This is a genomic window from Turicibacter sp. (assembly GCF_017941855.1).
In the GTDB taxonomy this organism is placed as follows: domain Bacteria; phylum Bacillota_I; class Bacilli_A; order MOL361; family Turicibacteraceae; genus Turicibacter; species Turicibacter sanguinis.
This window is the reverse complement of sequence record NZ_JAGAVR010000125.1, coordinates 19857-35000: the sequence shown is the minus strand read 5'-3', so window position 1 is coordinate 35000 and position 15144 is coordinate 19857. Positions and strand designations below refer to the sequence as shown.

Here is a 15144-nt window from a genome sequence, read left to right as displayed (position 1 = left end):
GATATCTATTATAATTAGATATCACTCTTTTGTTTTGTCGTTAACGATATAAATTAACGACGTTGTCAGCCTGTTTTTTATGATGATATTTTTGATTTAAAACAAAATCTTTGACAATGGTTGCATGATAGACAATGCGAATATGATTCCCGAAAAATTTTATGTTATGTTGGGAAAAGTAGTCTAAAATTCGTGATTCTAATGTCATAGTAGACATTTGGGAAAAAATATTCTTCATTGTTTCAAGGTCTATTTCCTGATCATACAAGAAGAGATAGACAATAACCTCTTTATTTTCGCATAAGATTTTATGTTGACGGAACATCATTTTCACCTCATTTAGTCAAGGTTATAATTATATTTTTCCATTACCTAATAGAAGTATTCCTTAAAAATCTTTTTTTTATGTTATAACGCGAATAGGATTACATCCTTTTCCAGTTTGGGGTATAATTTAATTGTTTTTATTTTTAAAGAAAAAAGGTGATTGGAAAATGAGAATGGTAGATTTAATCTACAAAAAAAGACATAATGTAGAATTAACAAAAGAAGAAATTGAATGGATGATTAATGGGTATACAAATAAAGAAATCCCAGATTACCAAATGTCTGCTTTTTTAATGGCAGTGGTATTTAATGATATGACAAAAGCTGAGAGATTAGCTTTAACACAAGCGATGGTAGCGACAGGTGAAGTCGTTGATTTGTCAGCAATTGAAGGAATTAAAGTGGATAAGCATTCAACAGGAGGAGTAGGAGATAAAACTTCATTAATTTTAGGACCTCTTGTGGCTTCTGTTGGTGTCCCTGTTGCAAAAATGAGTGGACGAGGTCTTGGGCATACAGGGGGTACCCTTGATAAATTAGAATCTATTTCAGGAATGAGAATTGAACTTGAAATGGAAGAATTTATTAAACAAGTCAATGATAAAAAAATTGCAATCATTGGACAAACAGGGAACCTAGCTCCTGCAGATAAATATTTATATGCATTACGTGATGTAACATCTACTGTTGAATCAATTCCTTTAATTGCCTCTTCCATCATGAGTAAAAAAATTGCTGCAGGTGCTGATGCGATTGTGTTAGATGTTAAATTTGGTGCGGGTGCATTCATGAAAACATTAGAAGATGCAAAAGAGTTAGCGCAAGCAATGGTTGAAATTGGGCGTGATGCTCATCGTCAAACCGTTGCATTTTTAACGGACATGAACCAACCTTTAGGATTTGCGATTGGAAATGCTTTAGAAGTTAAAGAAGCTATTGACACATTAAGTGGACATGGCCCGAAAGATTTAGAAGAATTAGTGCTACAATTAGCTTCTCATATGGTTGTTTTAGCGAAAAAAGCAAATACAACAGATGAGGCATATCAAACGCTAAAAGAAAATTTACATAATGGTATTGCTCTACAGAAGTTTAAAGAATTCGTTGAGGCACAAGGTGGAGATGTTCGTCAAATTGAGGACCCATCATTATTACCGAGTGCGAAAACCATCGTTGCTGTTAAGGCTAACCGTGCAGGTTATATTGAAAAAATTGATGCCTTATCAATTGGAATCGCAGCCATGAAATTAGGTGCTGGACGTGCAACGAAGGAAGATATTATCGATATGGGTGTTGGAGTTGTTTTAAATAAAAAAGTGGGAGAGATGGTTGAAGTCGGGGACACATTAGCTTATATTCATTCAAATAGTAGCGAACACCAAGAAGCCATCGATTATATTATGCAAGCTTATCAAATCTCAACAGAAGAGGTTTGCTCACCTACTTTAATTTATGATATAATTAAGTAAGATAATCTCATTTTAGTGTGACAAAAAAAGTGGTTCACTTTGAATTTTAATTGAAAAGAAGTCGAAGAATCTTAAACCTGATGCTTCGACTTCTTTTTGTTTTTATCTCATCCTTTCATGATTAAAATTCAAATAAATATGAAAAAAGAGGGCATTCGTTTTTATTCTTAAAATGATTTATGAAACGACTTAAATAATCTATATAAAAATTAATCTAAGCGTGTATAAATCATTTGGATGTATCATAAAAGTGTATTAAGCTGCAGTAGAAAAAGAGGTGCAAAGATGAAAATAAGAAAAGTGTTAATTAGTCTTCTAACTTGCTTTAGCTTCAGTTGTCTCGTTCACTCAAAGATTGTTAGTGCAGATGAATTAGTGACTGATGGGAAAGCTGCCATTTTGATTGAAGCCGAAACAGGAGAGATTTTATACGAAAAAAATCCTCATGAACAGTTGGCTCCAGCAAGTATGACAAAAATGATGTCGATGTATTTAATCTTAGAATCCATTCATAATGGAGCATTGCAATGGGATGAAGTGATTCGCGTTAGTGAAAATGCAGCTAGTTACGGTGGATCACAAATTTATTTAAAACCTGGAGAAAAAATGATTGTTCGTGATTTATTCAAAAGTATTGCCATCGCATCTGCTAATGATTCTGTTACAGCTTTAGCAGAACGCGTAGCGGGAAGTGAAGAAGCATTTGTCGAATTAATGAATCAAAAGGCAAAAGAACTTGGAATGAATAATACTGTTTTTAAAAATCCAACTGGTTTAACAGCAGCAGGACATGTTACCACACCTTATGATATGTCTATTATTGCTCGCCATTTGTTACAGGATTATCCAGAGATTACAGAGTTTTCAGGTCTATATGAAGATTATATTCGACAAGATACTGAATCACCATTTTGGTTAGTTAATACGAATAAACTAATTAAATATGTTGATGGAGTGGATGGTTTAAAAACGGGATTCACACAAGAAGCAGGATATTGCTTAACGGCAACAGCACAACGAAATGGAATGAGAGTCATCGCTGTTGTGATGGGAGCAAGTAAATCGGAGATTCGTAATCAAGAAGTGACACGATTAATTGAATATGCTTATGAACAATATGAGTTAGTTCCTAAATTAGAAAGTGGTTTAGTTGTTTCATCAGGACATCATTTATTAGCAAAAACTCGTGATTTTGACATTGTAACAGGGGATCAAATTACGATATTGAAAAAGAAAACAGATGGTGAAGGTGAAACTAATTATACCGTCACATTAAATGAAGAAATAATCTTACCTATTCAACCAGGGGATGAAGTCGGAACTTTAACGTATTACTATAATGGAGAAGAATATACAACAATTCCGTTAACAGTCAGTGAACCTGTTGAAAAAAATAGCTTCATTGGGCTATACACATATATTGTTTCAAAAATATTATTTGGAGAAGATGCATAACATGTTTTATGCATTTTCTTCTTTTTTTTGTAATTTTGGACAAAGACCGAATAAAAAAATAAAGTTTTATCATAGGAAATAAAAAAAAGAAAGACTAAAATTGTCGAAAATGACATATTCCAAAGTAATCTATTTTAAAATGAAGATAATTAAAATCACACGAGAAAGGGGATTAATATGAGTATTACAGTTTCTCTTTATGTTGAGGGGCAAGTTCTTTATGTTAATTTAAATGGTGAACTCGATCATCATACGGCAGATCAACTGAGAAGTCGTTTAAATTCTGTTATGAGTGAATCACGTATTCAACATATCGTGTTCAATTTAAAACATTTAGACTTTATGGATAGTTCAGGAATTGGGATTATATTAGGTCGTTATAATCAACTTAAGTCTGTTAATGGGACAGTCATGGTGATTGGGATGAAACCATTAGTTAAAAAGGTATTTGAGTTATCAGGGTTATCTCAAATTATTAAAGTCGTAGAGGATGAGAAACAGATTACAGCGATCATTAGGGGGATTGCATAATATGAACAATGAAATGCATTTACAGTTTCCTGCAAAAAGTATTAATGAAAGTTTTGCTAGACTTGTGATCATGGGATTTATTGCGCCACTTGATCCAAGTTCTCAGGAAATGACCGAAATTAAAACCATTGTTTCAGAAGGTGTAACTAATGCGATTATTCACGGTTATGAGGACAATGAAGAGGGGCTTATTACCATGAGTGCATCATTAGTTGGAAGACGGTTAAAGGTAACAATTAAAGATTCAGGAAGAGGAATCGATAATATTGAATTAGCGAAGCAACCGCTATATACAACAAAAAGTGAGGAGGAAAGAAGTGGTCTCGGATTTATGATTATGGAATCATTTAGTGATCACTTTGAAGTTCAATCTACACCAGGTTTAGGGACAACACTTGTATTTGAAAAAGAATTTGCAGCACATGAACAATCATAAAAAAGTAAATAATCCGTTAGTGATAGGCATTACCAAATGAAGATGAAAAGTTAGCACGAGGGATGATTAGATGGATAAAAAACAAATACATGAGCTTATTGCAAAAGCTCAAAGTGGTGATGAAGAAGCTAGATTAACACTTGTTACAAATCATATGGATTTAGTTTGGTCCGTTGTTCATAAGTTTGGACATATAGAGGTTGAAAAGGATGATTTATTTCAGATTGGTTGTATGGGGCTACTTAAATCAATTAACCAATTTGATTCATCTTATGATACAACCCTTTCAACCTATGCAATTCCTTTAATCATTGGTGAGATAAAAGCCTTTATTAGAGAACAAAGTCCAATTAAAATTAGTCGAAGTATTAAAAGTAATATTCATAAAATTCAAGAAGTGAAAGATCATTTAAATAAAGTATTAGAACGGGAGCCAACGATTAAAGAAATCGCTCAAGAGACAGAATTATCGGAAGAACAAATCATTTTAGCATTAAATGCTCCAATCAATGTGACGTCTTTAGATAACTATGAAAGAGAAGATATGCCATTAATTGAGCGGATCCCGAATCATCAAGAGGGAATGGGATTAGAACAAAAGATTGTACTGAAACAATTAGTTTCAAATCTCGATCCTATTGAAAAGTTATTGATTTATTTAAGATTTGATTTAGGCTATACACAATCAGAGGTAGCAAAGCGATTAGAGATTAATCAAGTCGCTGTTTCACGTCTTGAGAAAAAAGTATTAAAAGAATTAAAAGAAAAAATGTTGGTTTAAATAGGATGTTATCAGTTGATAGCATCCTATTTTTTATTTATATAGTGATTTTTTAACAATAAACTAATAAATTTATCAAAAAAAGTCATATTAAAAGTAGAAAAAGAAAAATAATTAAGAGTGGTGAAAAGTTTTGAAAACTAAAAAATATGATGAAGTCATACAAAAACATGCTATCAAACCAAATTACTTTAAGAATGCTCTCGTTTCTTTTTTCTTTGGTGGACTGATTTGTGTCTTTGGTCAGGCACTCATTGAAATTAATGTTCATTGGCTAGGGTATGTCCGTGAAACGGCGAGTACCTTAGCAACTGTTACCATTATTTTAATTACTTCAATTCTCACTGGACTAGGTGTTTATGATGATTTTGGACAGATTGCAAAAGCCGGTGCGTTCGTTCCCATTACAGGGTTTGCAAATTCTTTAACATCTGCTGCCCTTGAAAGTAAGAGTGAAGGTGTGGTCTTAGGGATTGCAACTAATTTATTTAAACTTGCAGGTGCAGTTATTGTCTTTGCTGTTATTTCAGCATACGTATTTGGAATAATCCGTTATTACTTAATTGAATTTGGAATTGTTCAAATGACATCTGAAGAAGCAATTAAGATGATTATTTTAACATTACGTTAAAGGTAACCGATAAATTTTTAAAAGGATGATGATTTAAATGAGAGTTGGAAAACAATCATGGAAGTTTGAAAATTCAGTTTATTTACAAGAGACAGGAACGGCGGTTGGACCTTTAGAGTTTCAAGGTCCTTTACAAGAATATTTTGATGTAAAATATAACGAGCCTTACTGTGGTCAAAAATCGTGGGAGCAGGCAGAATCGCAGTTAATGAGAAGTGCTGTGCAGACCGTTTTAAATAAGTGTAATTTAAAAGATGAGGATATAACAGTATCTTTTGCAGGTGATTTAGTGAATCAAATAGTTCCCACTCATTATGTGTTTAGGGAATTTAATATTCCTTTCTTTGGAATATATGGTGCCTGCTCAACTTCAATGGAATCTTTATTACTGAGTTCTATTTTTGTAGATTCAGATAGTGCAAAGGTTGCTTTAGCGGCAACTAGCAGTCACAATTCAACGGCTGAACGTCAATATCGCAATCCAACAGAATATGGAGGTCCAAAACCGGAAACGGCCCAATATACGGTAACCGGTTCAGGAGCTGCCATCGTCAGTCATAAAAAATCTCCTATTCGTATTGAATCAGGAACCGTTGGAATGATCGTCGATGCTGCTCAAAATAATGCAAATGATATGGGATCGGCAATGGCTCCCGCTGCTGCTCAAACGATTAAACAACATTTAGATGATTTTGGATTACAACCCAATTATTATGATTTAATCTTAACAGGTGATTTAGCTCATTGTGGTAGCCCTATTTTAATCGATATATTAAAAAGTGATGGATATGATATTAGTGCCAACCATAATGATTGTGGAAAATTAATCTTTTCTCCTGATCAACCCGTTTTTGCAGGAGGAAGTGGTTGTGGATGTTGTGCTGTTGTCACGTATGGATATATTAAAAAGTTATTACTTGAAAAGAAACTTAAACGAGTCTTAGTTGTTGCGACTGGAGCTTTATTAAATCCAATTATTTTACAACAAAAAGAAACAATTCCATGTATCGCTCATGCTGTTGCCCTAGTTGCAGAGTAGAATTTTATGTTAATTAAAGAAAGAGGCGAATAGACAACATGATATTTTTTAATGCTTTTATTGTTGGAGGAATTATTTGTGCCTTAGGACAGCTGATTTTAGATTATTTTAAATTAACTCCGGCACATATTACGTGTAGTTTTGTGGTTATAGGGGCAGCACTTGATGTTTTCAATTTATATGATAAGTTAATTGAATTCGCAGGAGCAGGAGCTCAATTACCGATTATGAGCTTTGGTCATTCAGTCATTCATGGGGCTTTAGAAAAATCTGAGCAAATTGGTGCCATAGGAATTGGGATGGGGATGTTTGACTTAACAGCTGCAGGAATTACATCTGCTATTTTATTTGCTTTTATCGTCGCATTAATTTTTAAACCAAAAGGATGATTGAATTAGAAGGGAAGGTGGGATACGATGGGTTATGATCCATATACACCTGTTGAAAAAAATATTGATGAAAACCAAGCCATCTTAGAAGAAAGATTAGGAATTGGAAAAAGTTTTGATGTTGGTAAACGTGAAATTGTTGTCATGGGACGACGGTTACAACTTTATTATGTGACTGGTCTAATTAATTCGGATTTAATTGTTGATTTAATGACTCAGTTATTACTCTTAAATAGTTTGCCTGAGCCAGGTCACGATGTTTTGCAAACCATTCATAATCGTTTAGTCCATCAACAAGTTAATTCAACGGAAAAATTAGAAGATATTTATACTGCTGTTTTAAGCGGGTTAATTGGAATTATTATTGATGAGGAAACTGAAGCTTTCATTGTTGATGTAAGGAGCTACCCAGGTCGCGGTCCTTCAGAGCCAGACACCGAAAAAACCGTTCGTGGTTCTCGAGATGGATATACTGAAAACATTATTGTGAATACAGCCTTAACACGTCGACGTATCCGTACAGGAAAACTTCGAAATGAAATTCTTAAAGTCGGAGATCAATCTAAGACAGATATTGCTATTATGTATATTGAAGATATCGCTGATCCAGTAATTGTTGATGAAATTAAAAGACGTATTTCTCAGATTAAGGTTGATGGATTAACGATGACCGATAAAGAATTAGAGGAGTTTATCACGGGACAGGTGTACAATCCGTATCCTTTAGTTCGATATACTGAGAGACCCGATGTGGTGGCAGCTCATTTATATCAAGGAATGATTGCAATCGTAGTCGATACTTCTCCAAGTGTTATTCTGGGGCCTGTTACCCTTTTTGACCATTTAACAAGTGTTGAAGAATATCGTCAAACACCAGCTGTCGGAACTTTTCTTCGTATCATTAGATTAGGTGGCATCATTGTTTCAATCTTTTTAATGCCAACATGGCTATTATTTGTTTTGCACCCAGAGTATTTACCCGACTTTCTTAATTTTATCGGGCCTCAAGAACAAGGAAATATTCCAATTATCTTACAAGTGCTTGCTGGAGAGATTGGAATTGAATTTTTAAGGATGGCCTCTATTCATACACCCACTTCAATTTCGTCTGCTTTAGGGATCGTGTCTGCTATTTTAATTGGTCAAGTTGCGGTTGATGTCGGGTTATTTGGACCTGAAATTTTATTCTATGTTGCTGTTGGAGCTTTAGGAGCCTTTGTAACACCTAGCTATGAGCTTGGATTAGCCAATAAAATGTTGAAGTTATTTATTATTATTGGAACGGCTTTGCTTGGAATATGGGGGTATGTTGGGACTATTATACTAAGTCTTATTTTCTTAGCTACTATGAAAAGCTTTGGAAAACCTTATTTATATCCACTTGTTCCATTTGATTTTAAAGCTCTTATCAGGACAGTTATTCGTTTCCCTATCACGTATCGATATAATCATCAACAAAAACAAAATCAAAAAAAATCCTCAGCCAAATAAAATTATCTCCCTATGGGGAGATAATTTTTTTATCATCTCTTAAATAGTCATGAATTTGAGTTTTTTAAAGTCTATTATTGTCTTAATGTTGAAAATTCGTTACAATAAAGGGATGGAAACTAGAAAGAAGTAGGTGGGGTATGGAATATAAAGTACATATTGATGCATTCGAGGGGCCACTAGATTTATTATTACATCTTCTTAAAGAGGCTAAAGTTAATATCTATGACATCAAGATTGCAGAAATAACCCAGCAATATTTAGATTATATTCACGCAATGGAAGATTTAAAGCTTGAGATTGCTTCAGAATACTTAGTCATGGCCGCCACATTGATTGAAATTAAAAGTAAAAGTTTATTACCCAAACAGGTTGTTGAGATAGAGGATGAATATGAAGAAGATACTCGTGAGGCGTTGATTCAACGATTAGTTGAGTATCAGCAATATAAAGAAGTAACAAAAGAACTTCGTGAACTTGAAGAGGAGCGAGGTCAGTTTTTTACAAAGCCACCGATTGATTTTACAGATTACTTGGATCAAGAAGTAAAGTTACCGCAAAATCTTCAAGTCGAACAATTAATCTCTGCCTTTGAAAAATTATTACGTCGTCATAAACTAGCTAAACCACTAAAAACGAGAATTGTGCCACAAAACATATCAGTTGAAGAAAGAATGAAATCACTCAATCAACAATTAAAATATAAAAAACGTGTTGCGTTTATTTCATTATTTGAACAATACGATAAAGAATATATTGTTGTCACCTTTTTAGCATTGCTAGAATTAGTGAAGGGGCGCCAAATCAGTATTTCACAGCAGAGTTATTATGAGGATATTTATATTTCAAGTTTAGAAGGTGATGAAGTTGTTTAAACAAGAGCGTCTAGGAATTTTAGAAGGATTATTATTTGCTGTAGGTGATGAAGGCGTAAGTCTTGAACAGTTAGAATATGTCATTGATGTGAATGAGGTTGAGGTAAAATCCCTTATTTTAGATTTAAAAGATCGTTATAAGCAGGTTTGCAGCGGGATTGATATTATTGAAGTTGCGGGTGTTTATAAAATGACAACCAAGAAAGATCATGCCATTTATTTAAAACGTTTGATTCAAAATCCAAATCAGCGAGGCCTTTCAAATGCGGCTTTAGAAGTATTGGCTATTGTTGCTTATCGTCAACCGATTACACGACATGAAATTGAAAATATTCGAGGGGCTAGTAGTGATAATGTCCTAAGAAAATTATTAACCTTTTCTTTAATCGAAGAAGCTGGGCGTTTAGAAGGACCTGGTCGACCTATTTTATTTAGAACGACAGATGATTTTTTAGATTATTTTGGGATTAAAACGTTAGAAGAGTTACCTGAATTGCCATTTGTATCACCGGATTTTAACTTAGAGGAAGAAGAAGATCTATTTAACTTTTCAGAAGAATCATAAATAAATGAGACTGAAACGTGCATACTAATCTTGGCTTTACTTTTGAGAACTGGAGGTATTAGTATGGCACGTGATCCAAAAAGTAAAAAAGTTACGAATGCGAAAGCAGCCAAAAATACAATGGATGCTGAAATTGCAGCAGAAGTGGTAGATGATTCTAAACCGAAACTGAAAAAAGGTAAAAAACCTAAAAAAACTTATAATTAATAAAAAAAGCTCTCCGAACGCTGGAGAGCTTTTTTTATTTTATTTAAATTTCTCCAAAGAACTGTACGAATTTATTGATATTTTAAAATAAGTTAACATACATTGTTATGAGATTAGAATTGGGGTGAATAACGAATGAAAAAGTTAAAAGTAGTAGTCGCTATCTTACTTGTAGCCGTTGTCTTTAGTGTAAAAGGAAATCAAACAGCCAATGCAATGGGAATTAGTTCGACTTGTGGAATTTTAATGGAGCAAACAACAGGACGAGTCTTGTTTGAAAAGTGTCCCGATGAACAAATGTATATTGCTAGTATTACTAAGATTTTAACTTCTATTGTTGCGATTGAGAATGGACAATTAGATGAGTGGGTTGAGGTGTCTGATAATGCAACAAGACAGGTTGGATCATCTTTATATTTGGCATTAGGGGATCAGATGAAGCTAATTGATGTCATTTATGGATTAATGCTTCGTTCAGGAAATGATGGGGCGATGGTCATAGCTGAAGCTGTTGGAGGTGATGAAGCAGGATTCGTTAAAATGATGAATGAAAAAGCAAAAGAAATTGGAATGAAAAATAGTATTTTTCAAAATCCATCAGGTTTAGATGAAACCACATATAACTTATCTACGGCTCGAGATATGGCTATTTTAATGCAATATGCAATGAACAATCCGATTTTTAGAGAAGTGACAGGAACTGAAACACATAAGGCGACGTCTAAAAATGGAACTCCTTATGTATGGCATAATAAACATAAATTAGTGACAGGGTATTATGAATATGCGATAGGAGGGAAAACGGGGTTTACCGAAAGAGCGCGTAGGACTTTAGTGACTTCTGCACGTAAAGACGATTTAGAACTAGTCGTTGTCACGCTAAAAGCGGGAGATGATTGGAATGATCATATGAGTTTATTTAACTACGGATTCGATAACTATGAATTAAAAAAGGTGATCGAAGCTGGTCAATTATATGGAGAAGATTTAAATTCAACCGAAAAGTTATATGTTAAAGATACTGTTTATTTAGCAGTGAAAAAAGATGGAAGTGAGTCTGTTACAACAGAATTAGTTCTATATGAAAGTCCAAAAACAGATGAGGTTGGAACATTAAAGATTTTGTTAAATGATCAAGTAGAAAGAGAAATTCCTGTTTATCGTCCAATACAAGTAAAAGAAAAAGAATTATCTTGGTTTGATAAAATTTTTAATTGGTTTACCGGGACGGTGAATTATTAATGATTCATAAAATTTGGATGGGATTATTTACTGTCGGAATTATTTTTAGTTTTTTGAATGGAACAACGGGGGATGTTAATAATGCTATTTTAGCAGGAGCCCAAGAAGCGATTAATTTACTTCTTTATTTAGCCGGGATTATGATTTTTTGGACGGGAATTTTACAAGTAGCGAATCATTCTAAGATGCTTGATCTACTTTGTCATCTCTTAACACCTATTACTAGATTTTTGTATCCCAAACTTAGAGCAGATCATCCAGCTTTAAAGTTTTTAACAACGAATATGGTTAGTAACTTATTAGGTCTAGGGAGTGCGGCGACTCCTACGGGATTAAAAGCAATGAAAGAACTTCAGGCAACAAACCCAAATCCTGAAAAACCTAGCTTTGAAATGTATACTCTACTTGTCATGAATACAGCTGGATTTACGATTATCCCTACAACGATTATAGGACTTCGTCATTTATATCACTCACAAAATCCAAGTGAAGTATTTGTTCCTATTCTGTTTGCTTCTGGTATTACAACGATTGGAGGATTACTCATTCACAATATCTATAGTCGTTTAAAGCGAGTCCAATCATCGGGTGATCAAGGATACGATAAACGATTAGAAAGAAGGTGAATGGATGTCAGCGATTAGTGGTTATGTTTTACCTATTTTTTTGCTACTTGTTTTTTTAACGGCATTCATTAATAATACAAAGGCGTTTGACCATTTTGTTGAAGGTGCTAAAGAAGGGATGCAAACGACGATTCAACTTGTTCCAAACATCGTAGGAATGATTGTTGGGATTAAAGTTTTCTTAGCTTCTGGTATTGTGGAGGCGATTGCCAACGTCCTACAACCCGTTCTTGATTTTATTCATGTTGATGCGCATGTCCTTCCTTTAATGATTTTAAGACCCTTATCTGGATCGGCAGCTTTGAGTGTAACGACTGATTTAATCTCTATACATGGTCCGGATTCCTATTTAGGAAGATTGGCATCGGTTATGCAGGGTAGTACAGATACGACGATTTATATTATTACAGTTTATTTTGCAGCTGTTGGGCTATCTGAGATGAAGCATGCGATGAAGTTAGGATTAACAGCCGATTTAATAGGGTTTGCTGCATCCATTTTAGCTGTGTCTATTTTCTTTTGAATTTTGATAGAAAAAAGCCCTCATTTAATTTGGAGGGCTTTAAAATTTTAAAATCAAATCTCTCTAGGATTAAAGATTGATTTTTACTAATAATAAAGGTAAAATGAAATTTACGTGAAAATCGTCGAATTTACGTTAATCCATGATTGGAGGAGATTAGAAGATGGAACGATTACAAAAAGTTATTGCTCAAGCTGGAATTGCATCTCGTCGTAAGGCAGAGCAATTAATTCTTGATGGAAAAGTAACTGTTAATGATAAAGTGGTACGTGAACTAGGAACAAAAGTAACAGGTAAAGAAAAAATTGAAGTAGAGGGAGTTCCGCTTCAACGTGAGAAAAAAGTTTATTATGTTTTACATAAGCCTCGTGGATATGTAAGTACTGTCTCAGATGAGTTAGGACGTCGTACGGTTTTAGATTTCTTTGCTGATCGAGTTTCAGAGCGTGTTTATCCAGTTGGACGTTTAGATTACGATACTTCAGGTGTTTTATTAATGACTAATGACGGTGAGTTCGCCAATAAAATGATGCATCCGAGTGGTGAGATTGATAAAGTTTATCTAGCACGTGTCAAGGGAATTGTATTACCAGAAAATTTAAAGCCATTTGGTAAAGGAATTGAAATTGACGGATATAAAACAAAACCAGCTTCAGCTACGTTAGTTTCAGTTGATAAAAAGAACCAGTCCTCTCTTGTTAGATTGACGATTCATGAAGGTCGTTATCATCAAGTTAAAAAAATGTTTGATGCGATTGGATTCCCGGTGAAAAAATTACGTCGTGAACAATTTGGAACAATTGATGTTCAGGGATTAGCTGCAGGTGAATTTCGCCCTCTAACACCTCATGAAGTTAAAACCTTATTAACAGCTGCGAATAGCACACAAGTTAAGAAAAAATTAAAATTTAATAAGATGCGTCAATTTTAAAAATAAAAAAAGACTAGATTATCTAGTCTTTTTTTATTTTTTTCATAATTTTTGTATATTACATACAATTTTTGGGAAGATTAATTGAAAGGTGAGTCTTGAACTTTAATAGCTTCTGTAGGACATCCTTCAGCTGCATCGATTAAATCAGCTTCTAAGTTGTCAGCAATTTCTTTAGTTCCAGTATTTGCATCACCTTCAAAGATGTTTTCAGCATAACCTTCATCATCATACCCAAAAATATCTGGGGCTACTGCTCCACAGGCACCACAAGCGATGCATTCATCTTTTGATACAATAGAAAATTTAGACATAGTTATGTCCCCCTTCAAAGGATTTTATTATATTATTTATAATTCTTTAGAATTACAAGATTATTATAAGCTGAAAAGATAAAAAAATTCAAATTTAATACTCAAATTAAAACAAAATTATGATATAATTAGCTAGTCTTATTGATTTTTTTACAAATAGCCAAAAAAAACGATAACTTTCTTATCGAATCCATATAAAAATAATGTCAAGAAGGAGTGTGAGTGAGGTGGAAAATAAGGCGGATTATGCTGAATTACGAAGATTATATTTTGGACATCGTGAAAACGATAGAACGCCATCTCATTCTAAAGTTTCAAATTATGAAACCGGAATAGATCAAACGATCGATGGTTTTTCATCTGATTTACATAATTTTTTAACCATCCATGAACATTCATCTGATGAAGAGCCAACGACAATGAGTGATAACGATGAGATGGGACCAAAGTCAGGATTAACTCAACGTTCGTCAGAATTAATTAATAATCTTTGTGATCGATATGGAAATCGGACTTATAATAAAATTACATCCATGATTAATAATGAGGATTTTAGTGAATGGGAGCAACTTGAAAAGGAACTTTTTGCATCTGAATTAAAGTTAAATCTTAATGATTTAGAAGAAACTACTGAGTCATTAACTTATGATGAAATCGTCAATGAACTAAATGAAATGACAACGGGGGATTTAGATGATGATTTAGATTACCTAGATGCTTTAGTTCAACATGATTATTCTCGTTTACGTAAATTTCAAACTGATCAAGAATGTCTGAGTTCTATTTTTAGTGAGATTCTTGAAAATGAGCAAAATTCTAACAAAAATTATGAAGATGATGTGTTTAATAAAAATATAGAATTAATTTTTAATTCGGATATTGATTTAGACAATCATGATTGGTCTGAAATTTCAGATCAGGCTAACTTGGGGAATGGGAATTTAGAAGAAACGATTCAACAGCTTAAGGAACAATGTCAATCACAGGATACAAAGAAAGAAATTCCAACGGGCGAATTAAAACAAGCAGATTTGAATGCTTTTTATTCAGAAAACAAATTAGCGTTAGAATCTTTGAATATGCACTTAGAATCTGAAGAGCACAATCAATCTAAAGGGGAGAAATCTACATCAGATTTATTAAGTAAAGGGTTAAAAGTTTATATTGGAATTACATTTTTTATACTCTTTGTTATTCTGATGGTCATCCTATTTAAATAATGATTTTACAATAAACTAAATGGTGTCTGTAAATTTGAGAGACTGTTTAGTTTATTTTTGTAAATAAAATGAATTAAAGGCAAAGATGCCTA

General features: G+C 33.5%; 19 protein-coding genes. 17 read left to right on the top strand and 2 right to left on the bottom strand.

Annotated elements, in window-relative coordinates; translation table 11 throughout:
- Positions 1–40 precede the first annotated feature (40 nt).
- The gene (locus tag J6D32_RS13850; RefSeq protein WP_006784528.1) at positions 41–325 is read right to left on the bottom strand and encodes a hypothetical protein; all 285 of its coding nucleotides are present in this window, start codon (positions 323–325) and stop codon (positions 41–43) included.
- Positions 326–494: 169 nt separating this feature from the next.
- Between J6D32_RS13850 and J6D32_RS13845 the strand changes: the two genes are divergently transcribed.
- The 16 genes from J6D32_RS13845 to J6D32_RS13770 all read left to right on the top strand — a co-directional run bounded on the left by J6D32_RS13845 (position 495) and on the right by J6D32_RS13770 (position 13518).
- Positions 495–1796: a pyrimidine-nucleoside phosphorylase gene (locus J6D32_RS13845; protein ID WP_055163587.1), complete on the top strand. Its 1302-nt coding sequence runs from the start codon at positions 495–497 to the stop codon at positions 1794–1796.
- A 285-nt stretch (positions 1797–2081) separates the two neighbouring features.
- Positions 2082–3251, top strand: a complete 1170-nt coding sequence (locus J6D32_RS13840; RefSeq protein WP_006784530.1) for a D-alanyl-D-alanine carboxypeptidase family protein — start codon at positions 2082–2084, stop codon at positions 3249–3251.
- A 177-nt stretch (positions 3252–3428) separates the two neighbouring features.
- A complete protein-coding gene (gene spoIIAA, locus J6D32_RS13835) occupies positions 3429–3782 on the top strand; it encodes an anti-sigma F factor antagonist (RefSeq protein ID WP_006784531.1) in 354 nt (117 codons plus the stop codon).
- A 1-nt stretch (position 3783) separates the two neighbouring features.
- Complete coding sequence (gene spoIIAB / locus J6D32_RS13830) at positions 3784–4218, top strand: anti-sigma F factor (protein WP_006784532.1); 435 nt, start codon at positions 3784–3786, stop codon at positions 4216–4218.
- A gap of 70 nt (positions 4219–4288) precedes the next feature.
- Positions 4289–4999: a sigma-70 family RNA polymerase sigma factor gene (locus J6D32_RS13825; protein WP_006784533.1), complete on the top strand. Its 711-nt coding sequence runs from the start codon at positions 4289–4291 to the stop codon at positions 4997–4999.
- A 133-nt stretch (positions 5000–5132) separates the two neighbouring features.
- Positions 5133–5630 (top strand): stage V sporulation protein AC, encoded by a 498-nt coding sequence (gene spoVAC / locus J6D32_RS13820; RefSeq protein WP_006784534.1) that lies wholly within the window; start codon positions 5133–5135, stop codon positions 5628–5630.
- Positions 5631–5667: 37 nt separating this feature from the next.
- The gene (gene spoVAD / locus J6D32_RS13815; protein ID WP_006784535.1) at positions 5668–6669 is read left to right on the top strand and encodes a stage V sporulation protein AD; all 1002 of its coding nucleotides are present in this window, start codon (positions 5668–5670) and stop codon (positions 6667–6669) included.
- Positions 6670–6707: 38 nt separating this feature from the next.
- Positions 6708–7058: a stage V sporulation protein AE gene (spoVAE, locus tag J6D32_RS13810; protein ID WP_006784536.1), complete on the top strand. Its 351-nt coding sequence runs from the start codon at positions 6708–6710 to the stop codon at positions 7056–7058.
- Positions 7059–7085: 27 nt separating this feature from the next.
- Positions 7086–8549, top strand: a complete 1464-nt coding sequence (locus tag J6D32_RS13805) for a spore germination protein (protein WP_009607304.1) — start codon at positions 7086–7088, stop codon at positions 8547–8549.
- 140 nt (positions 8550–8689) lie between these two features.
- Positions 8690–9424: a segregation/condensation protein A gene (locus J6D32_RS13800; protein WP_006784538.1), complete on the top strand. Its 735-nt coding sequence runs from the start codon at positions 8690–8692 to the stop codon at positions 9422–9424.
- On the top strand, positions 9417–9989 hold the full coding sequence (gene scpB / locus J6D32_RS13795) for an SMC-Scp complex subunit ScpB (protein ID WP_006784539.1): 573 nt from the start codon (positions 9417–9419) through the stop codon (positions 9987–9989). The genes J6D32_RS13800 and scpB overlap by 8 nt, the downstream gene beginning before the upstream one ends.
- Positions 9990–10052: 63 nt before the next feature.
- Positions 10053–10196 carry a hypothetical protein gene (locus J6D32_RS13790; protein WP_155061965.1) on the top strand — a complete coding sequence of 48 codons (144 nt, stop codon included), beginning with the start codon at positions 10053–10055 and terminating at the stop codon, positions 10194–10196.
- A 135-nt stretch (positions 10197–10331) separates the two neighbouring features.
- The gene (locus J6D32_RS13785) at positions 10332–11438 is read left to right on the top strand and encodes a D-alanyl-D-alanine carboxypeptidase family protein (RefSeq protein WP_006784541.1); all 1107 of its coding nucleotides are present in this window, start codon (positions 10332–10334) and stop codon (positions 11436–11438) included.
- Entirely contained in the window at positions 11438–12064 is a 627-nt protein-coding gene (locus J6D32_RS13780) for a spore maturation protein (RefSeq protein ID WP_006784542.1), read from the top strand. The genes J6D32_RS13785 and J6D32_RS13780 overlap by 1 nt, the downstream gene beginning before the upstream one ends.
- 4 nt (positions 12065–12068) lie before the next feature.
- Positions 12069–12587, top strand: coding sequence for a spore maturation protein (locus tag J6D32_RS13775; RefSeq protein ID WP_006784543.1), 519 nt, complete (start codon positions 12069–12071; stop codon positions 12585–12587).
- A gap of 163 nt (positions 12588–12750) precedes the next feature.
- Positions 12751–13518, top strand: a complete 768-nt coding sequence (locus J6D32_RS13770; protein WP_006784544.1) for a pseudouridine synthase — start codon at positions 12751–12753, stop codon at positions 13516–13518.
- A gap of 80 nt (positions 13519–13598) precedes the next feature.
- On the opposite strand, the gene J6D32_RS13765 is transcribed toward J6D32_RS13770, so the two are convergent.
- Positions 13599–13832 (bottom strand): ferredoxin, encoded by a 234-nt coding sequence (locus J6D32_RS13765; RefSeq protein ID WP_006784018.1) that lies wholly within the window; start codon positions 13830–13832, stop codon positions 13599–13601.
- Between the two features lie 227 nt (positions 13833–14059).
- On the opposite strand from J6D32_RS13765, the gene J6D32_RS13760 reads away from it, so the two are divergent.
- Positions 14060–15052 (top strand): hypothetical protein, encoded by a 993-nt coding sequence (locus J6D32_RS13760; protein WP_006784019.1) that lies wholly within the window; start codon positions 14060–14062, stop codon positions 15050–15052.
- Positions 15053–15144 lie beyond the last annotated feature (92 nt).